Here is a 19,687-nt window from a genome sequence, read left to right as displayed (position 1 = left end):
CGAACACAGAAGTTAAGCTTCTTAGCGCCAAGAGTAGTTGGGGGTCGCCCCCTGCGAGGGTAGGACGTTGCCATGCTAATAATAAATAAAAAAAGGACATTAACATAATTGTTAATGTCCTTTTTTTATGCGATTGTAAAATAAAAAGCCGCTTACCGGATTTGAACCGGTGACCCCCACCTTACCATGGTGATACTCTACCTACTGAGCTAAAGCGGCATTACTATAAAAGTCTATAGTAATATTAAAAATAAATCAACCTAAATTTAAACAATCAAAACACTAGAATTATTTATGGAATTCGTAAGCAACGGAGATAGTGACTCAATGGAAAAGATAGTTAAGGTATGCATTGCTCGTGAACAAAGAGTATAAAGGGTACCAAGATCATTTTTTGAAATATAATTTTTTTTTGAAATATCAAAAGCAATAACAGAATCAAATTCCAAGCCTTTAGCTAAATAAATAGGTAATATTATTGTTTCTTCTGGAATTTTTCTGTCGCCATCTGTAACCATTGTTAATTTTACTAATGATCTGAGTTCACTATATAGTAATTTACATTCAGCCAAATTTTTAGTGATGATAGTTACTGGTTGGTTATTAGTATCACCATTTTTAATTAGGGCTATTAAAGATGCTAGTGCAGAAGCCCGGGTTTTACTAAAGTATATTTTAGGTAATTCGCCATGACGTGTGAATGATTCAATGCTATTTCCGTCTGGTAGCAATGATTTTGCAAAATTAGTAATTTCAAATGTTGATCGGTAACTTTTATTTAAAATAATTAAATTAGTTTTTTTAACTTGTAAAATATGATTTAAATTTTCTAAAAATTTAGCTGGTAAGATTAAATCATAGAATAAAGCTTGCTCACTATCTCCTAAAAGTGTTAATTTAGCGTTAGGAAAACAATTTTTTAAATATAAGAGTTGCAGCGGAGAGTAATCTTGAATTTCATCAATAAAAAGATGTTCGATATTTCTATTTTGACCATCACCCGTTAGTAAGTCTCGTAGCAATAGTAGTGGTGTGGCATCTAATAACGTGATTTTATGAAGCTCTAAGTTTGATTGGAATGATTTTTTTTCTTCTATTGAAATTGTAATTTCAAGGAATTTAGCATATTGCTCATAAATATCAATAAAATAATTATTGTAAATCGCATCATATACAATATTAAAGCGATCTTTTAATATAATGGTACCAATATATGATATTTCTTTATCAATACTATCAAATTCATCGCGTTCATAATCACTTAAATATGTTTCATATTGAGAATCAGATAACGAATCAATTTCTTCACGCATCCAATCAGATTCTGCCATTTCGGCAATTCTAGTTTTTAATCGTTTTGTTAGTGTATTTTTTGTTGCGGTAAATTTATCTGATGACAACATATTATGTGGTAGATGTGTAAATATATTAGCGATTTCTTCTTTTTTAAAGAACGGGATACCTTCATAAATGATATCTGTGAAGGCTAATTCAGATGAATCTACTGCATTTAAGTAATTTTCAATTGTTTTTTTTAAAAGTGCATTACCTCTTAAATCAGATGAAGCATGTTTATTGTTTGACTCATAATTTTCAAATAAGGTTTCAACCTTTAATCCTTGAAAACGATTAGAGAAGAATTCGGCTAACGTGACTTGTCTCATGTTCTTTTCGCCCAGGCTAGGTAGTACATCGGAAATATAGTGACTGAAAAGTAGATTTGGAGAAAATAATATAATTTGATCCGCATTTAGTGATGTTCTTGAGTGATAGAGTAGAAATGCAATACGTTGTAGAATAGCGGATGTTTTCCCACTTCCGGCAACCCCCTGGACAACTAATAAGTCACTTGTTGTATCTCGAATAATTGTGTTTTGTTCTTGTTGAATTGTAGAAACAATATTTTTCATCTGTGTGTCACTTTGTTCGCCTAAAACTTGTTGCAATAATTCATCGCCAATTGTTTCATTGGTATCAAACATCGATAGGATTTTACCTTCTTTAATTTGAAATTGACGTTTTTTGGATAATTCTGTCATTTGAGTTCCTTGTGGTGTCTTATAAGAAATATGACCCAATGCGCCGTTATAATAAATACTTGAAATAGGTGCACGCCAGTCATGTATTAGAAAATTTTGATGATCATCTACTAGAGAGGCTAGACCAATATAGAGTTGTTCCTGTTCTGGATCGCCATCGTCTTGGATGTCGATACGTCCAAAATAAGGTGAATCGCCTAATTGTTTTAAAGTATGAACCTGTTTTTCTAATATTTCTTCAGTTTGGATAGTCGTGGCGACCAATTGTTTCTGTTGTTGCACTTCGGCATTCGTTTCAATTCTATCATCAACTTCAAAAGTATTGATTTTGGCATTATCTACATAGTTTTTTTCAACTGATGAGGTTTCTTTATGTGCTTTTTCACATAGTTCGGCTGTTTTAATAGATTGGTGATTAATTTCAGTAATAATTGAATCAACTCTATTTTGTTCGATTTCTTCTTCTGACATCTTAATGCCCCCTTTGTACTATTGACCTAGTTTAAAGGTTTTTGAAATATTCGTCTAGTATTTAATATTATTTGATTTTTTCTGTTGAACACGCTACACTTACACTAATAGATAATTCATTGATTATTGCGAAGTAGGAACGCCAACTAGAACAGGGACATACTGATTTTGCTGGAAGGTATGGTGGCGGACTGAATTGGATATATGAGAATTTTGGGTAACCTCCTTATCGGTAAGTGGCAGAATTTTATTCTGCAATTTAGGTGGTACCACGAGACAGTCGTCCTATTGTTATTTACTAACAATAGGACTTTTTTTATAGATAGAAAGGGAGCGTAAATATGACAAAAAAAGTAGTCTTATCAGGGGATCGACCTACGGGGAAACTACATATCGGGCACTACATCGGTTCATTAAAGAATCGTGTTGAAATGCAAAATTCTGGTGATTATGAGATATTCATCATGATTGCTGATCAACAAGCTTTGACAGATAACGCACGTGATCCGGAAAAAATTAAAAATAGTTTAATTCAAGTAGCGTTAGATTATCTAGCGGTTGGTATTGATCCAAACAAATCAACTATTTTTGTTCAATCTCAAATTCCTGCATTAACGGAACTAACAAGTTATTACTTGAATTTGGTAACTGTTTCTCGCTTGGAACGTAATCCTACAGTTAAAGCTGAAATTCAACAAAAGAATTTTGAACGCAGTATTCCTGCCGGATTTTTTGTTTATCCGGTTAGCCAGGCTGCAGATATTACAGCATTTAAAGCAACAGTTGTACCTGTTGGCGATGATCAAGAACCAATGATTGAACAAACACGCGAAATCGTTAGAAGTTTTAATACAATTTATCAACAAGATATTCTTGTTGAACCAGAAGGTGTCTTCCCTCCAAAAGGGCAAGGACGTTTACCTGGATTAGATGGTAATGCAAAAATGAGTAAGTCACTAGGAAACGGGATTTTCCTTGCCGATGATGCGGAGACATTGAAGAAGAAAGTAATGTCAATGTATACAGATCCAGATCATATTCATGTTGAAGATCCAGGTAAAGTTGAGGGTAACATGGTATTTACTTATCTTGATATCTTTGATAAAGATACTGAAAAAGTTGCCGAACTTAAGGCCCAGTATCAAGCAGGTGGCTTAGGCGATGTTAAAATTAAACGTTATTTAAATGAAGTACTTGAAGCTGAGTTAGCTCCAATTCGTGAACGACGAGCTGAATTAGCTAAAGATCCTGAAGCCATTTATGCAATGTTAAAAGCGGGTAGTGATAAAGCTAATGCTGTTGCAAACCAAACATTGAACGAAGTTAGAGATGCGATTGGAATTAATTATTTTAACTAGTTCGGTTGTGAAACGTTTCTTTGATTTAGTATGAGGTGAGTAATAATGGAAAAGTTTGTTTTATTGGATTTGGGTTCAAATTCGGTTCGATTATCAATTAACGAACAACTTGATAATGGACAATTTAAAGAAATTAAGCGTTTAAAATCGGAAACACGATTATCTGAAGGGATGGGGAAATCCCGAGTGTTACAGGAACATGCGATGGCTAGGACAATTGAAGCCTTAGTTAGTTTTAAAAAACAATATGATATTTATGGACCGGTTGCTGTACATGGAATTGCCACTGCAGCTGTACGAATGGCTCGAAATCAAAAAGAATTTTTACGTCGAATTAAAGAGGCAGTTGGTGCTGATATTGAAGTTTTAAGTGGGGATGATGAAGCTTATTACGATTATATGGGTGTAATGGAAGCCTTACCAATTCATGATTGCTTGATTTTGGATACAGGTGGCGCAAGCAGTGAATTAATCCATGTGGTTAATCGAAAAGTGGTACATCTTGTGAGTTTGCCATTTGGTGCAGTGACTTTATCCGAAAAATATTTAAAAAATGAACAGATTACGAGTAAAGAATTATTTCAGTTAATGGAGTACTTGGTGACCGCTTTTCAAAAGTTGGAGTGGTTGAAGGAAGCAATGGAGTTGCCCCTCGTACTACTTGGCGGCTCAAATCGAATTATTGGACGTTTAAACCGCAAAAAACAGAAGCTAATTAATACGGAGGCAATTAATGGCTATCAATTGTCACGTAAGGCAGTTTCATTAACTTTTGAGGACTTGGTAGGCTTGACGACTAAAAAGCGTGCACAAGTCAGTGGTATAGCTTCTAACCGTGCGGATATTATTGTAGGTGGAATTGCACCAGTTGTTGTTCTGGGACAATATTTAAATTCTGTTGGTGTCATTTTTTCTGAAAGTGGTGTCCGAGAAGGTTATTTAACAACTAAATTAGGTAAATAAAAAGACATCAAAAATTGATGTCTTTTTATTTTGGTAAAATATCTTCGAATGTCATTGCTGATAAAAATTTTTGAATGCGTTCTGTAGGGTGATTGAAAAATTCGTCTGGTGAACCATTAAATAAGATATTGCCATCTTCTAGAAAAATGATATTATTGGCAACAGCTTTTGCAAAGGCCATATTATGAGTAACGATAACCATTGATTTTTTTTCTATATCCAACTTAAGTAGAACTCTTAAAACCTCTGCTTCTAATTCAGGATCTAGTGCAGAAGTTGGTTCATCAAATAATAAATATTTAGGATTCATTGCCATTGCTCTAGCAATAGCTACACGTTGTTGTTGACCACCAGATAACTGGCTTGGATAGTAATTAGCACGATCTGAAAGACCGACTAATTCTAAAAGTTCTTCAGCGCGTTGTGCAACAATTAATTTTTGTTCCTTTAAAACGTGAAGGGGTCCTTCCATAACATTTTTCAAAACAGTTAAATGAGGAAATAAGTTATAGTCTTGGAAAACCATACCTGTTTCACGACGAACTTCCAAAATTGTTTTTTCACTGATTGGTTGGGTAAAGTCGATCTTTTTATCATCTAATGAGTAGAGACCTTCTTCGGGTTGTTCTAATAAATTAAATGAGCGTAATAAGGTTGATTTACCGGAACCAGAAGGACCAACGATGACGGTTGTTTCGTTTTCTGGTAATTCAAATGACAACGATTTTAAGACTTTATGTTGGTCGAAGTATTTATTAACATTTTCAAATTTAATCAAAGTTAAGACCTCCTAGTTATTTTTAATGTAACGCGATGTTCTTTTTTCTAGATAATATTGACCAACGTTTAAAATTGAGCAAAAGACTAGATAAACGACCGCTACTTCACAGTATAAGGTCATAGGTTCATAAGTTCTTGCCGCAATTTGTTGACCAACGGAAAACATTTCGACAATCGTGATTGAGAAGGCTAATGACGTATCCTTTATTAAACCAATGAAACTATTTGATAAAGGTGGAAGTGAGACCCGTGCTGCTTGTGGTAAAATAACGCGAAATAACACGGTTGTGTGTGTCATACCAATGGCGTAACCAGCTTCCCACTGACCTTTTGAAATTGATAGAATAGCTGCACGAATTGTTTCCGATGCATAAGCACCAACGTTTAATGAAAAAACAATAACAGCGGCACTGAATGCGCCGAATTCAACTGTATAAGGTGCTGGTAATCTAGGTAGTCCATAAAATAGGATAAATAATTGCACAATCAAAGGCGTTCCTCTGAAAATCCAAACATAGAATGAAAAGAATGCTTTACCAATCCCTTTTAAAATTTGGGTGAAGGTACTGCCTTTTTTTATATCTGATATTCGAACTAGTGCGGTGATAATTGCGATGATGATCCCGATAACGAATGAAATTATCGTCAAAGGGATAGTGTAGCGAATTCCAGCTTCTAAAATGGTTGGGAGTGAATCAATAACAAGTTTCATAAACGCGGAACCTCTCTTAATCTATTATTAATAAAAAAAGACTGATGACAAAATGGATTTTGCACCAGTCCTTTTGGAATTATTTATTTGTGATGTCGCTACCAAAATATTTTTTTGATAGTTTTGATAATGAGCCATCAGCACGTAATTCTTTAAGTGCTTTGTTTAATTCTTTTTGTAATTTTGGGTTGTCCTGTTGGATTAAGCCAGCAACTTTTAATGCTGGAATTTCAGAACCTGTTGAAATTGTTTTAATGTTCGTATCAGGTTTTTCTTTTAAGTATGAATAGACAGCATCGTTACTGTTAATGGTACCATCAGCCCGACCATCTAGGATTAAACTGATTGTATTTGCAAAATCATCTGTTGAGACAACATCAGCACCAAGGCGTTCAGCATCGGCTCCATTTTCACTTGTAACCGTTTGTGCCATCTTTTTACCCTTAATATCTTTAATCGTTTTAATAGAAGAGTTATTATTTTTGACGACTAAAATTGATTTTGAATAAATATAAGGTGATGTAAAGTTGTATTTATCTTGACGTTCTTTTGTAACACCAACGTTGTTTAAAACAACGTCGTATTTGTTAGCATCTAATCCTGCAACTAATGAATCCCATTTTGATTCGATAAATTTAGGCGTTAAATCCATTTTTTTAGCTAATTGTTTACCAAGATCAACTTCGAAACCAGTTAATTTATTGTTACTATCGTGGTAACTATAAGGGCGGTAAGTACCTTCTAATCCGATTGTTAATGTACCCTTTGTTTGTGTTACATCGGATGCTGTATCTTTCGATTTACCGCAGGCGGTTAAAGCAAGAGCAATCAATAACACACTGGCAAGACTTAATATTTTTTTCATTTTAGTACGCCCCTTTTTTTAAAAGTAATATATTATCTATCTATAATAGCGTAAAATAAGCTAAGAAACCAATTATTTCTCTTACTAAAAGTAAAAACAACAAAAAGGACTAAGGTAATGACAAAATTTATAAAATTTTATCAAAAAAAATGGCATGATAGATTAATAACCTTATTAAATGACAATCTTATTTCAGATGATGAAAAATTAGAAATAGAAACGCATGCTCTTAATCATGAATTAGGGGATCAGATGACTGAAAATTATATAGCAGATTTTACCTTGCCAGAAGGTATTGCGTTTAATTATTTAGTTGATGGAAAAAAGATGACGGTCCCAATGGTAACTGAAGAACCTTCTGTAATTGCGGCAAATAATAATGGGGCAAAAATAATTGCATCTGCGGGTGGATTTACAACAAAAATTAAATCACGCTTAATGATAGGTCAAGTTATTTTAGAAAATATTGATGATGCGGATAACGTTATCAACCAAATTAATGAACAACAATTGAATTTAATTAAAATAGCGAATGCTGCTCGTCCTTCACTTGTAAAACGAGGCGGTGGCGCACGTTGGGTCAGAGTTCGAAAACTAGCAGCTGATCTAATTTCGGTAGATTTAGCAGTAGATGTTCAAGAAGCAATGGGCGCTAATAGTGTAAATACAATGATGGAGGCAGTTGGTGAAACGCTGCAAACACAGTTTAAACAAGACGTCCTTATGAGTATTCTATCCAACTACGCAACAGATTCATTAGTTGAATCAAGCTGCTCAATTCCTTTTACGTTGTTAGATTCTGCAGAAATTAGTGGTGAACACATAGCTAAGAAAATTGTCTCAGCAAGTCGAGTGGCTCAACTTGACCCATATCGTGCCGTCACACATAATAAAGGTATTATGAATGGGATTGATGCGGTTCTCATTGCTTCGGGAAACGATTGGCGTGCCGTTGAAGCAGGTGCTCATGCTTATGCTAGCCAAGATGGCCAGTATCGTGGCTTGACGAAATGGTCGATAGTCAGTGATAATTTAGTTGGCATAATTAAATTACCAATGCCCATAGGAGTTGTTGGGGGTTCGATTGATATTGTCCCAATGGTTCAAATTAATAAAAAAATGATGGGTATTCGATCAGCAAAAGAGCTTGCTAGTTTGGTTGCAAGTGTTGGGTTAGCTCAAAATTTAGCGGCACTTAAAGCACTTGTTTCTGAGGGTATTCAAAAGGGACATATGGGTCTTCAACTAAAATCACTGGCAGTTAAAGTTGGCGCTGTAGACGAAGAAGTGGCACAATTAACTGAGTTATTAAAAAATGAGAATCGACCAGATACAGAGGTTGCAACAAAAAAACTAAATGAATTAAGAAAAAAAGGGGATAATTAAATGGTTGAGATTACATTACACCAAAATACACAAAATTTAATTACTACAATTAAAGAACAATTTGATGGAGAAATTAAAATTCAATATGGTGGCGAAAAAGTTGGGTTTATTAAGCATCAACAAGTAGAATCTCGGTTAGAAGATGGAAATTTCATTATTAATGTGACTGATATTACAGCACCTGATTACTTGATTTCGCATGAACTATTCCATTTTTTCTTGCAACTTAATCAGGCACCTGAATTAATGTTAAAAATGACAACGGATGATTTTAATATCGACGATAAAATCAATGCGACGGCTGTTCAACTTTATGATACGGTTTTACATGGGACTATTTTTAGATTACAAGAAGAAAATGGGTTTATTGATGATAATATTAGAGAATTATTCTATCAAGGAATCTTGGCAACAGTGACTGCTGAACCTAAAGAAGGTAGCGGCCCAGATGAATGGGGAATGTACCGATTAATCACACTTTTAGATGCTTTGGTGTTCTTTCAAAATGAAGATATGGAACAAATTACTGAAAAATTCTTAGAATTTTACCCTATCGCAACAGATGCTGCACTTAAATTATTGGAAATCTTAACATCTAATGACTTACGTGCACCTTTTGAAGCTCGCCGAGCAACGGTTGCCTTATTTAAAGCCTTCGATGCACAACTTGAAGCGTGGAAATTACCAAAAATGTACTTAAATACGTTTGCAACGTTAACACCAGTTTTCAGTGAACGTCAATTAAAATTAGAAGTACGTCAATTGTTTGATATTATGCATTCTGAATTTAAAAGTAATGTTAATTTTGCGTCAGCTTATGTTGGTATTCAAAAGAATGATCAACAAAATGCATTTGTTATTACAGTACCTAGAAATGCGGATTCAAAAGAGGTTATTTTACGTACGTACGATATGACAGTGTTAGAATTAATGCAAACAATTAAGATGCGCTTTATAGTTAGAACTGCTGAATAATGATTGATTTAGCAAAATATAATCTAGCTGTTATCACAGCTGGAAACAACATTTTATTATTAAATCGTTTGAAAAAACCATATGTTGGTCTTTGGAATGGAATTGGTGGTAAACGTGAACCACAAGAATCTGAACTTGCAGGGATGCTTCGTGAATTATATGAGGAAACAGGAATCAAAATTACCGATTCTCAATGTAGACCAACGGGTTATCTTGAATGGTCAGTGGACGACGAATATCAAGCTACAATAGCGTTATTTCATATCTCTTTACAACAACCATTTGGAAAACAATATCCACAAAGAACACGAGAAGGTATTTTAGCAGACTTTCCAGTTGAATGGGCTTTGAATAAGCAAAACGTCGGACTAACACCTGATTTAGTTCCTGTGTTACCCTATATTTTAAAGGATGAATTTCATCGATATTTGACAAATTTTAATGGTTCACAATTAGTTGATTTTAAAATTAAATTATAGTGAAGGACTGTTGTAAAATGATTGAACACAGTGAAATTTTTACTCGATTAAATAATCTAAAGACTAGATTACAATGGCTAACTTATTTTCAGCGGTTTTTTGACTTCATTCTGTTTTACTTTGGTTTTTCTAGTTTTTTTGGTGGAAATCCAATAACGTTATTTGGAACAGTTTTCACAAAAGGTGAAGGGTTACTACTAACGTTGATGGTTGCGGCGATAACGTTTAGTATCACGGCACTGAAACAAGATCCAAGACGGGTTGGGCGGATTTTAATTACCATTTTAGATGGACAGCTATCTGAAAAAGAAATTATGATTATTCGTCAATTTCAAAAATATGCACGCTAATTTTAAAAGAGATAGTCTATGTTAAACTCACGGACTGTCTCTTTTTATTGCTTAAAATCGGCTGAAAACTATGATATACTGTTAAGGAGTTTATACAGAACGAATGTTAAAAAACACATGAAATACGATACGGAAAGGGTCTTAAAAAATGACAGAAAAACCCACATTTTATTTAACAACACCAATTTATTATCCATCTGGTAAATTACATATTGGAAATTCATACACAACAATTGCGTGTGACGTCTTAGCACGTTACAAACGCCAAAAAGGATATGATGTTTTCTTCTTAACGGGAACAGATGAACATGGTTTGAAAATCGAACAAAAAGCTGAAGAATTAGGGACAACACCACAAGCTTATGTCGACGGTATGGCTAGTGATATTAAAGAATTATGGAAAACCCTTGAAATTACAAATGATAAATTTATTCGAACAACAGATGATCAACATGAAAAAGCTGTGCAATATATCTTCGATAAATTACTTAAACAAGGCGATATTTATTTAGGAGAATACGAAGGCTGGTACTCTGTTTCTGATGAAGAATTCTTTACAGAATCACAGTTGGCTGAAGTTTTCCGTGATGATGACGGTAAAATGGTTGGTGGTAAAGCGCCAAGTGGTCACGAAGTTTCATTAGTTAAAGAAGAATCATATTTCTTTAAAATGAGTAAATATGCAGATCGTTTACTAAAATATTATGAAGATCATCCTGATTTTATTCAACCAGAATCACGTAAAAATGAAATGATAAATAATTTCATTAAACCTGGTTTGGAAGATCTTGCTGTATCTAGAACGACATTTAACTGGGGCGTAAAAGTTAAAAGTAACCCTAAACATGTTGTTTATGTTTGGATTGACGCTTTAGCAAATTATATTACAGCCTTGGGTTATGGTTCAGATGATACTGAACTATTTGATAAATATTGGCCTGCAGATGTTCAAATGGTTGGTAAAGAAATCGTGCGTTTCCATACGATTTACTGGCCAATTATTTTGATGGCGCTCGATTTACCTTTACCAAAACAAATTTTTGGTCATGGTTGGTTGTTAATGAAAGACGGTAAAATGTCTAAATCAAAAGGTAACGTTATCTATCCAGAAATGTTAGTAGAACGCTATGGATTGGATGCACTCCGTTACTACTTAATGCGCGCTGTACCATTTGGTAATGATGGTGTCTTCACACCAGAAGACTTTGTTTCACGTGTTAATTTTGATTTAGCTAATGATTTAGGGAACTTATTAAATAGAACTGTTGCGATGATTAACAAATACGATGGTGGTAAAATTCCAGCATTAAAGGGTAACGTAACTGAATTTGATGGAGACTTAGGTCAAACAGCTGAAGATACAATTACGGAATATACTGAATTAATGGATAAAATGGAATTCTCAGATGGATTAAATGCTATCTGGAAATTAGTTGCTAGAACAAATAAATATATTGATGAAACACAACCATGGGTTTTAGCTAAAGATGAAGCACGTAAAGCTGAACTTGATAGTGTTATGGTACATTTAGCAGCTAGTTTACGTGTGATTGCTGTCTTAATCCAACCTATTATGACGCATGCACCTAAAGAAATTTTTGAACAATTAGGTTTAGACACGGCAGATATGGCTATTGAAGAATTAAACTACTCTGATTTCCCAATGGACAGCGTCGTTGTTGAAAAAGGAACGCCTATTTTCCCACGCTTAGATGTTGAAGAAGAGATTGCCTATATTAAAGATCAAATGACAGTTTCAGATAAGAAGAAAGGGCGTAAAGCAATGGCAGTTAATGATACAGAGGATTCTTTAGATTGGAATCCAGAAAATGTGGCTCTAAACTTAACATTACCTCAAACGACATTTGATCAATTTGAGCCAAATGAATTAAAAGTTGCTGAAATTATTCAAGTTGAAAAAGTACAAAATGCTGATAAACTATTGAAATTTAGATTAGATGCTGGTGATCCTGATCATCGTCAAATCTTGTCTGGTGTAGCAGAGTTTTATCCTGAAACAGATGTCTTATTAGGAAAAAAAGTTGTGATTGTTGCGAACTTAAAACCGCGTAAGATGAAAGGCGAAATTAGCCAAGGAATGATTCTATCTGTAGAATACGATGGTAAATTGAAATTAATTACCGTTGATGAAGATATTAAAAATGGCGCAATTGTAGGCTAAATAAAGTAAGGACTGGAAACAAAACTTGGTTTTGCTCTAGTCCTTCTTCATTTTACTGCTAGAAAGGAGAGGTATCCCTTGGAAATATTTGACACACATACACATATTAATTCTGATGAATTTACAACGGAAATTCCTGAAGTTATTGAGCGTGCAAAAGCATTTGACGTGACTAAAATGGCAATTGTTGGATTTGATCAACCAAGCATTTTGAAATCACTAGAACTATCAAAAAGCTATCCTAATTTATATTCTATAATTGGTTGGCATCCAGAAGAGGCAAAAACCTACACACCGGAGACTGAAGAAGTTTTGATAGAACAATTACAGTCGCCAAAAGTTGTCGCAATGGGTGAAATGGGCCTAGATTACCATTGGGATACGTCTCCAATTGAAACGCAGAAAAAAGTTTTCAAACGTCAGGTTGAGATTGCGAAGGCGTTAAAATTACCAATTTCTATTCATAATCGAGATGCCTTTGAGGATGTTTATACAATCCTGAAAGAAGCTGATATTCGTGATATTGGTGGCATTATGCATAGCTTTAATGGTGATGCAAAATGGGCAGAGAAATTCTTAGACTTAGGGATGCATTTATCCTATAGTGGTATTGTGACTTATAATAGTGCTAAAGAAGTTCATGAAGCCGTTAAAGTGACACCAAGCAACCGAATTTTAATTGAAACAGATGCACCATATTTAACGCCAGAACCTTATAGAGGTCAGCGCAATGAACCAGGATACACAAGATACGTCTTGGAAGCTGTCGCAAAAATTCGAGAGAGTTCAAGTATTGATATGGCAGCGGCAACATTTAAAAATGCCGAAAACTTATTTAGGATAGGGTAATATGCAGAAAATTAGAGAAGTAATCGTAGTTGAAGGTCGCGATGACACAAAACGTATCCATTTAGCTGTTAATGCAGATACGATTGAAACACGTGGCTCAGCTATTAGTGACGAAACGTTAGATCAAATTGAACTGTTGCAAGAAACTCGAGGCGTAATTGTATTTACGGACCCTGATTTTTCTGGTGAAAAAATTCGTAAAACTATTTCAGCACGCGTTCCAAATGTACAGCATGCTTTTCTGAAAAAAAGTGAAGCTGTCCCAGATCATAAAGGGAGTTTAGGCGTTGAACATGCTTCAGTTGAAGCGATTCGTGAAGCGCTAGATCATTTGTATACAGAAATGCCTGATGGCGAAACATTGATCAGCTTAGAGGATTTACAAACGGCAGGATTGATTGCCGGACCGGATGCCAAAGCTAAGCGTGAAAAATTAGGTGAGTATCTCAAAATTGGTTACACAAATGGAAAACAATTATACAATCGATTGAAACTATTTCAAATTTCACCAGAAGAGTTCGTCGACGCATTGCAAGAAATTAACGAGACAATAACGGAGGAAAAACATGGCTAACAATGATGTGCCAGACATTGCTTCACCTATTAGAACTAAAGCAATTATGGAAACTTATGGTTTAACTTTTAAAAAGAGTTTAGGCCAAAATTTTTTAACAGATAAAAACGTACTAATGAATATTGTGGACGCCGGAGATATTACGGCTGAAGATGACGTTATCGAAATCGGACCTGGTATTGGGTCATTGACTGAACAATTAGCAAGACGTGCACATCATGTTTTAGCAATTGAAATTGACCAAAATTTGATTCCTGTACTTGGCGAAACACTAAGTCCATATGATAATGTTGATATCGTGGAACAAGATATTTTAAAAGCTAATTTACCAGCGTTAGTAGAAGAACATTTTGATGGACAGCATCCATTAAAATTAGTCGCTAATTTACCTTATTACATTACAACGCCCATTATCATGCATTTACTAGAAACGGCGGTTAAATTAGATAAAATCGTTGTTATGATGCAAAAAGAAGTGGCAGAACGAATTGCAGCTGATCCAGGTAGTCGTACATATGGATCACTAACGGTAGCCGTTCAATATGAAATGGATGCTGAAGTCGCATTCGTTGTTCCAAGAACCGTCTTTATTCCACAACCTAATGTTGATTCAGCTATTATTGTTTTGAATCAAAAAGAAGGCGACGTTGAACGCCCAATTAGTGAAAAGGTCTTCTTTAAATTAGTTAAAGGAAGTTTCCAACATCGACGTAAAAGTTTATGGAATAATTTACAATCAATTTATGGTAAAACACCAGAAATTCGTGAAGCGTTACAAGCAGCATTGGATGCATCAGAAATTTCTGCTCAAATTCGTGCTGAAAAACTAAGTATTCATGAATTTATTGTTTTATCTAACAATCTTATCAAAGTAGAAGAGAAATTTAATTAACTTCTTATTGAACTACTGATGTTCGATGTGGTATAATTGCAAATCTTGTGAAACTATGGTATGATGTTTCACATAAGAAGGTGAAGCCCATCATGCCAGAAACTTTAGCCAGCATCAAAGGTACGCTAGATGCCCAAGTCGGAAAAAATTTAACGGTAGTTGCTCAAGCCGGTAGAAAGAAAACTACAGAACGTAAAGGGATTTTACGCGAAACATTCCCAGCTATTTTTGTAGTCGATTTAAACCAAGATGAGAATTCATTCGAGCGCGTTTCATATAGCTACACAGACGTATTAACAAAAAATATTGAAATTGATTTTGAAGATTAAAAATAAGTATAAAAGCCTAGGTAGGGATGTTTTTAGAACATCTTAACTTAGGCTTTTATTTTTAGAAATAATTAGTATAATTAGAGTTAATTAAGGACTTATAGGATTAGGTGAGAACATGGAGATTCGTGAAAAAGCCCCAGCTAAAATCAACTTGAGTTTAGACACCCCATTTAACCATCAAGATGGTGAACAAGAATGGCGAATGGTGATGACATCAGTTGATTTAGCAGACTACTTACATATCAAATCGCTAGACGATCGAACGGACATTACAGTGGAAACTGATAGTGGTTTTTTACCGTGTGATCACCGAAATTTAGCCTATAAAGCAGCAAAAATTTTACAGGATAAATTTCAGATTAAAAAAGGTGCCCAAATACATATCAAGAAGCAAATCCCAGTTGCTGCTGGGCTAGGTGGCGGTTCATCAGATGCAGCAGCCGTTTTACGTGCTTTGAATCAATTATGGAAACTCAATTTATCTTTAGCAGAGTTGGCAAAAATTGGTTTAAAAATTGATTCTGATGTGCCTTACTGCGTTTATAGTAGAACGGCTCATGTAACGGGTCGTGGTGAGAAGATTGCTATTTTAAAAGACTTACCCCCTGTTTGGTTAGTGGTTGCAAAACCTAAGATTAGTGTTTCAACACCAACTATTATTAGACAAATTGATTATACGCGACTCACTCATCCAAATGTAAACGCCGTTGTGAATGCAATTGAGGACGACGATATGGATGCCATAATTGATAATCTAGGTAATGCGCTTGAACCGATTACAGCTGAACGTCATCCCGAAATTACACGTTTAAAAGAAAAAATGATAAAATTTGGGGCAGATGCAGCAGAAATGAGTGGATCAGGCCCAACTGTATTTGCGATATGTCGTAAAAAAAGTCGAGCACAGCACGTCTACAATAGTTTAAAAGGTTTCTGTGAAGAGGTCTACCTAGTGAGACCGTTAAGTTGATTTTATTGCGATAATTAGCATAATTTGTTATGTTGAAGGCATTAAATACAACTGAAAATGAGGGACAACTTGTGGAAGCCTTAATTGAAATTGACTATACAAATGATTTTGTAGCGACAGATGGACACTTAACGGCGGGAAAACCTGCTCAAGAGATTGAAGCTCGAGTGATAGAATTAATGAATGAGTTTGAACAAAAAGGTGATTATGTTGTTTTAGCAACTGATATTCATTATGAAAATGACCCATTTCATCCAGAAACTAATTTATTTCCACCACATAATATTGCAGGTACAAACGGTCGTAAATTCTATGGTGAGTTGGAGCCTTGGTATCAGGCGCATAAAGATAAATCAAATGTTTATATGATGGATAAAACGAGATATAGTGCTTTTGCGGGAACGGATTTAGATTTAAGATTACGAGCTCGGTCAATTGAAACAGTGCATTTAATTGGTGTTTGCACAGATATTTGTGTTTTGCATACCGCAATTGACGCATATAATTTGGGCTATAAGATTGTCATTCATGAAAAGGCGACAGCTAGTTTTAATCAAGCTGGACATGTATGGGCACTGTCACATTTTAAGGATTCTCTGGGTGCAGAAATTAAAGATTAGTGGATTTAGTACAGCTATTGTTGGAAGAGAGTGTTGTCACTTTGTGATAGCACTTTTTTTTATTAAAAAATTGGAGATAATGACTAATTAAGCGACTAGTTAAGAACGCATCCTTCTATTTACATACTACCTAATATAGGTTAACTTTATAACTAAGACATGATTTAATGTAGCGTGTTAGATTAATCTAATTTGCAAGAAAATGGGGGATTGTCTTTGGGAGAATAAAAGCCATATTTGGGGAAAGGTATGGAGGAAACATAAGTGTTGATAGTTAGTTTATGAGTAACAGATATTGAGTACATATATAGAAAAAATAGGGATGTAATGAAGGATAAGTTAAAGTCCTAAAAATTACGAGGTGAAGATATGAAAATTTGTTCGAAATGTGGGTCTCAGAATGAAAATGATGCATTATACTGTGATAATTGTGGGCAACCGTTAGAAAATAAAAATGTTGCTCCTATGAAAACATGTCCGCAATGCAACATAGCAAATAAGGTTGAGGATCAATTTTGCAATAATTGTGGCTTTAAATTTAATCCGAAAGCGCAAGATACTAATAAAGTAGCAGCGCCAATAGTAAACAATGAAATAACAGAAAAACGAGCTAAAAATAACAACCCGATGAAAATAGTTTTAGGAATTATTTTACTTGTTATTATAGCGGGTGGCGGTTATCTTATAGCTGGAAAGTTAACGCACAAAGATAGTGTACCGACGAAGGAAACAACTACTGCAGTATCTAGCTCAAAAGAAAAGAAAACATCGGAAAAAACGCAATCTTCAGAAAATAGTTTAGTACTAAATAAAGTTAAAATTAAGAATGATATTGCAACATATATGGATGACGTTGATGGAAAAAATTCGGTCTACGTTTCGTTAACAGATGGTAGTGCACCGGTAGTTGAAAATAATCATGCGCAAGGATCAGCCAGCATGATTAAATTATTTATTTTAATTACAGCTTATTCTATGGAAAAAGAAGGGACCATCAACCTAAAGGATAGCTATGTTTTATCAGAATCGGATAAGGTCGGTGGAACGGGAGAAATCCAGAATATGAGCGCAGGTACTAGATTGTCATATAAAGAATTATTAGAAAAAATGATTGATGACAGTGATAATACTGCTGCAAATATTGTGATTGATAAACTTGGTGGATTTGCTTCAATTAATACAGAAATTAAAAAATTAGGCGCAATTAATACAACAATTAAAAGAAAAATGATGGATACAGATGCCCTTAATTCAGGAATCGATAATAAAACGTCAGTAACAGATATGGGTAAAATTCTTAAAAAAATGTATAATCATAAATTAGTGTCTAACCAATCGGATCAGGCAATGCTAGATTTACTAAAAGAAAATAAAAATCTAACTAAATTACCATCGTCCTTACCAACTGGTGTTACAGTCTATAATAAGACAGGCGAATACAACGAATATGGTATTCAAAATGATGCTGCCATTATAGAAAAAGATAAAAAGGCATTTATAGTTGTGGCGATGTCAGAATCGGGAACTGAAGATAAGCAGATTCCGGGAATGAATAGGCTAGGATTAGAATTATATCAAGATATTCTAGAGTAAAATAAGAGTTACCAGATAAAATAATGAGACGCAACATCGTAACTAATGGTTAGTTATGATGTTGCGTCTTTTTGCGCGCAAGATATTAATAGTAAATTATATTTAATTCTAATGATATAGTTCACTTTTAAATTGGAAACGGTTCACTTGCTGACAGGTCGACTTTAAATACAGTTATTATAACAAGATGAACTTATACGAATGACAGCTTAACACCGTAGTGACACTTAAAAAAGTTGACGTAGCTGTACCTAAAATGATATTCTAATATTTGTCGGTAATGGTATTGATTACTATTTAGATTACGATTTGAAAAAATGAGGGAGAAACCATGCAAAAAAAATTAATTTTAGTAAGCATAGTACTCACGATGTTAGTTGTTGTATTGACCGGGTGTGGGCAAGGGGCAACTAAGAAAGAGTCTAATAAATTACAGGTTATCACGACATTTTACCCAGTGTATGAATTTACTAAGGCAGTTGCAGGCGATAACGCAGATATAACAATGTTGATGCCTGCCGGGACAGAACCGCATGATTACGAACCTAGTGCAAAGGATATTAGTAAAATTGCGAGGTCAGATATCTTTATCTATAGTAGTAATAATATGGAAACGTGGGTTAAAAGTTTGAAATCAAGTATTGATGAAAAACAAACGCAGATTTTAAATTCTAGTCATTCAATTAAAATGATTGATGAGAACGAAGAATTGAAAAGTGAAGAGGCTGAATTAGCTAATAAAGAAGAGGAAAGTTCATTTTCATCGACTAATAATTATGACCCTCATATTTGGTTAAATCCTGAAAACGCAAAAAAAATGGTTAAAAACATTTCAAATGAATTAATTCAGCAAGATCCTAAAAATGAAAAGTATTATGTAAAACGAACAAATGCTTATTTGAAAAAATTAACGGAATTAAATCAAGAATATAAAACGACATTTAAAAATGCTAAGAATAAAACATTTGTTACGCAACATGCTGCATTTGCTTACTTGGCAAAACAATATGGACTAACGCAAGTTGCGGTTGCGGGTATTTCTTCGGATGAAGAACCTAGTCCAAGACGTTTGGCAGAGCTACAAACGTATATTAAAAAGTATCATGTAGATACCATTTTTACTGAATCTAATGATTCTAGTAAAATTGCGAATATGCTAGCTAAAGAAACAAATATTAAGGTTAAAGGATTGAATCCAATTGAAGGACTATCAAAAGTTCAAATCGAAAATGGAGAAACATACCTTTCAGTTATGCAAGATAATTTAAAATCGTTAAAAACGGTTGTTAAATAAGGA

General features: G+C 34.3%; 18 protein-coding genes, 1 tRNA gene, 1 rRNA gene and 1 pseudogene. 16 read left to right on the top strand and 5 right to left on the bottom strand.

The window, feature by feature from the left end; genetic code table 11:
- Positions 1–76 (top strand): 5S ribosomal RNA (gene rrf, locus AC1RPR_RS06525); the annotation flags it as partial.
- 70 nt (positions 77–146) lie between these two features.
- On the opposite strand, the gene AC1RPR_RS06520 is transcribed toward rrf, so the two are convergent.
- Positions 147–219 (bottom strand) — tRNA-Thr (locus AC1RPR_RS06520).
- A 47-nt stretch (positions 220–266) separates the two neighbouring features.
- Entirely contained in the window at positions 267–2,510 is a 2,244-nt protein-coding gene (gene helD, locus AC1RPR_RS06515; RefSeq protein ID WP_481761804.1) for an RNA polymerase recycling motor HelD, read from the bottom strand.
- 341 nt (positions 2,511–2,851) lie between these two features.
- Between helD and trpS the strand changes: the two genes are divergently transcribed.
- Together trpS and AC1RPR_RS06505 are read left to right on the top strand one after the other, a co-directional pair.
- A complete protein-coding gene (gene trpS, locus AC1RPR_RS06510; RefSeq protein WP_481761803.1) occupies positions 2,852–3,868 on the top strand; it encodes a tryptophan--tRNA ligase in 1,017 nt (338 codons plus the stop codon).
- Positions 3,869–3,913: 45 nt separating this feature from the next.
- Positions 3,914–4,831, top strand: coding sequence for a Ppx/GppA phosphatase family protein (locus AC1RPR_RS06505; RefSeq protein ID WP_481761802.1), 918 nt, complete (start codon positions 3,914–3,916; stop codon positions 4,829–4,831).
- A gap of 25 nt (positions 4,832–4,856) precedes the next feature.
- Here the strand turns inward: AC1RPR_RS06505 and AC1RPR_RS06500 are convergent, their stop codons facing one another.
- The 3 genes from AC1RPR_RS06500 to AC1RPR_RS06490 all read right to left on the bottom strand — a co-directional run bounded on the left by AC1RPR_RS06500 (position 4,857) and on the right by AC1RPR_RS06490 (position 7,188).
- Positions 4,857–5,609, bottom strand: coding sequence for an amino acid ABC transporter ATP-binding protein (locus AC1RPR_RS06500; RefSeq protein ID WP_481761801.1), 753 nt, complete (start codon positions 5,607–5,609; stop codon positions 4,857–4,859).
- Positions 5,610–5,621: 12 nt separating this feature from the next.
- Complete coding sequence (locus AC1RPR_RS06495) at positions 5,622–6,323, bottom strand: amino acid ABC transporter permease (RefSeq protein ID WP_481761800.1); 702 nt, start codon at positions 6,321–6,323, stop codon at positions 5,622–5,624.
- Positions 6,324–6,402: 79 nt separating this feature from the next.
- The gene (locus tag AC1RPR_RS06490) at positions 6,403–7,188 is read right to left on the bottom strand and encodes a transporter substrate-binding domain-containing protein (RefSeq protein ID WP_481761799.1); all 786 of its coding nucleotides are present in this window, start codon (positions 7,186–7,188) and stop codon (positions 6,403–6,405) included.
- 114 nt (positions 7,189–7,302) lie between these two features.
- Here AC1RPR_RS06490 and AC1RPR_RS06485 point away from each other — a divergent pair.
- From AC1RPR_RS06485 to AC1RPR_RS06425, 13 genes and pseudogenes are all read left to right on the top strand, one after another.
- A pseudogene (locus AC1RPR_RS06485) lies at positions 7,303–8,574 on the top strand (hydroxymethylglutaryl-CoA reductase, degradative); the annotation flags it as partial.
- Positions 8,575–9,549, top strand: a complete 975-nt coding sequence (locus AC1RPR_RS06480) for an IpaB/EvcA family protein (RefSeq protein WP_481761798.1) — start codon at positions 8,575–8,577, stop codon at positions 9,547–9,549.
- Entirely contained in the window at positions 9,549–10,028 is a 480-nt protein-coding gene (locus tag AC1RPR_RS06475) for an NUDIX domain-containing protein (protein ID WP_481761797.1), read from the top strand. The genes AC1RPR_RS06480 and AC1RPR_RS06475 overlap by 1 nt, the downstream gene beginning before the upstream one ends.
- Positions 10,029–10,045: 17 nt before the next feature.
- On the top strand, positions 10,046–10,378 hold the full coding sequence (locus AC1RPR_RS06470) for a hypothetical protein (protein ID WP_409021927.1): 333 nt from the start codon (positions 10,046–10,048) through the stop codon (positions 10,376–10,378).
- Between the two features lie 148 nt (positions 10,379–10,526).
- A complete protein-coding gene (gene metG / locus AC1RPR_RS06465) occupies positions 10,527–12,560 on the top strand; it encodes a methionine--tRNA ligase (RefSeq protein ID WP_481761796.1) in 2,034 nt (677 codons plus the stop codon).
- 78 nt (positions 12,561–12,638) lie between these two features.
- On the top strand, positions 12,639–13,409 hold the full coding sequence (locus AC1RPR_RS06460; protein ID WP_481761795.1) for a TatD family hydrolase: 771 nt from the start codon (positions 12,639–12,641) through the stop codon (positions 13,407–13,409).
- A gap of 1 nt (position 13,410) precedes the next feature.
- Positions 13,411–13,983, top strand: coding sequence for a ribonuclease M5 (rnmV, locus tag AC1RPR_RS06455; protein ID WP_409021930.1), 573 nt, complete (start codon positions 13,411–13,413; stop codon positions 13,981–13,983).
- A complete protein-coding gene (rsmA, locus tag AC1RPR_RS06450; protein WP_409021931.1) occupies positions 13,976–14,875 on the top strand; it encodes a 16S rRNA (adenine(1518)-N(6)/adenine(1519)-N(6))-dimethyltransferase RsmA in 900 nt (299 codons plus the stop codon). Before rnmV ends, rsmA begins: the two co-directional genes overlap by 8 nt.
- A gap of 92 nt (positions 14,876–14,967) precedes the next feature.
- On the top strand, positions 14,968–15,204 hold the full coding sequence (locus AC1RPR_RS06445) for a Veg family protein (protein ID WP_409021932.1): 237 nt from the start codon (positions 14,968–14,970) through the stop codon (positions 15,202–15,204).
- Positions 15,205–15,322: 118 nt separating this feature from the next.
- On the top strand, positions 15,323–16,177 hold the full coding sequence (ispE, locus tag AC1RPR_RS06440; protein ID WP_481761794.1) for a 4-(cytidine 5'-diphospho)-2-C-methyl-D-erythritol kinase: 855 nt from the start codon (positions 15,323–15,325) through the stop codon (positions 16,175–16,177).
- Positions 16,178–16,206: 29 nt separating this feature from the next.
- Entirely contained in the window at positions 16,207–16,797 is a 591-nt protein-coding gene (locus tag AC1RPR_RS06435) for a cysteine hydrolase family protein (protein ID WP_481761793.1), read from the top strand.
- A gap of 369 nt (positions 16,798–17,166) precedes the next feature.
- Positions 17,167–18,390, top strand: coding sequence for a serine hydrolase (locus AC1RPR_RS06430; protein ID WP_481761792.1), 1,224 nt, complete (start codon positions 17,167–17,169; stop codon positions 18,388–18,390).
- Positions 18,391–18,721: 331 nt separating this feature from the next.
- Entirely contained in the window at positions 18,722–19,684 is a 963-nt protein-coding gene (locus AC1RPR_RS06425) for a metal ABC transporter substrate-binding protein (protein WP_481761791.1), read from the top strand.
- Positions 19,685–19,687: the final 3 nt, after the last annotated feature.

It is taken from the genome of Dellaglioa sp. CoH-57-MRSF-22, assembly GCF_056781895.1.
The sequence above is the reverse complement of the archived record's forward strand: the minus strand, read 5'-3'. Positions and strand labels throughout refer to the sequence as shown.

What these genes read in the sequence shown, in the direction of transcription:
- helD (WP_481761804.1), bottom strand. Translation starts at nt 2,510, where the DNA reads ATGTCAGAAGAAGAAATCGAACAAAATAGAGTTGATTCAATTATTACT.
- trpS (WP_481761803.1), top strand. Translation starts at nt 2,852, where the DNA reads ATGACAAAAAAAGTAGTCTTATCAGGGGATCGACCTACGGGGAAACTA.
- AC1RPR_RS06505 (WP_481761802.1), top strand. Translation starts at nt 3,914, where the DNA reads ATGGAAAAGTTTGTTTTATTGGATTTGGGTTCAAATTCGGTTCGATTA.
- AC1RPR_RS06495 (WP_481761800.1), bottom strand. Translation starts at nt 6,323, where the DNA reads ATGAAACTTGTTATTGATTCACTCCCAACCATTTTAGAAGCTGGAATT.
- AC1RPR_RS06490 (WP_481761799.1), bottom strand. Translation starts at nt 7,188, where the DNA reads ATGAAAAAAATATTAAGTCTTGCCAGTGTGTTATTGATTGCTCTTGCT.
- AC1RPR_RS06480 (WP_481761798.1), top strand. Translation starts at nt 8,575, where the DNA reads ATGGTTGAGATTACATTACACCAAAATACACAAAATTTAATTACTACA.
- AC1RPR_RS06475 (WP_481761797.1), top strand. Translation starts at nt 9,549, where the DNA reads ATGATTGATTTAGCAAAATATAATCTAGCTGTTATCACAGCTGGAAAC.
- AC1RPR_RS06470 (WP_409021927.1), top strand. Translation starts at nt 10,046, where the DNA reads ATGATTGAACACAGTGAAATTTTTACTCGATTAAATAATCTAAAGACT.
- metG (WP_481761796.1), top strand. Translation starts at nt 10,527, where the DNA reads ATGACAGAAAAACCCACATTTTATTTAACAACACCAATTTATTATCCA.
- rnmV (WP_409021930.1), top strand. Translation starts at nt 13,411, where the DNA reads ATGCAGAAAATTAGAGAAGTAATCGTAGTTGAAGGTCGCGATGACACA.
- rsmA (WP_409021931.1), top strand. Translation starts at nt 13,976, where the DNA reads ATGGCTAACAATGATGTGCCAGACATTGCTTCACCTATTAGAACTAAA.
- AC1RPR_RS06445 (WP_409021932.1), top strand. Translation starts at nt 14,968, where the DNA reads ATGCCAGAAACTTTAGCCAGCATCAAAGGTACGCTAGATGCCCAAGTC.
- ispE (WP_481761794.1), top strand. Translation starts at nt 15,323, where the DNA reads ATGGAGATTCGTGAAAAAGCCCCAGCTAAAATCAACTTGAGTTTAGAC.
- AC1RPR_RS06435 (WP_481761793.1), top strand. Translation starts at nt 16,207, where the DNA reads ATGTTGAAGGCATTAAATACAACTGAAAATGAGGGACAACTTGTGGAA.
- AC1RPR_RS06430 (WP_481761792.1), top strand. Translation starts at nt 17,167, where the DNA reads ATGAAAATTTGTTCGAAATGTGGGTCTCAGAATGAAAATGATGCATTA.
- AC1RPR_RS06425 (WP_481761791.1), top strand. Translation starts at nt 18,722, where the DNA reads ATGCAAAAAAAATTAATTTTAGTAAGCATAGTACTCACGATGTTAGTT.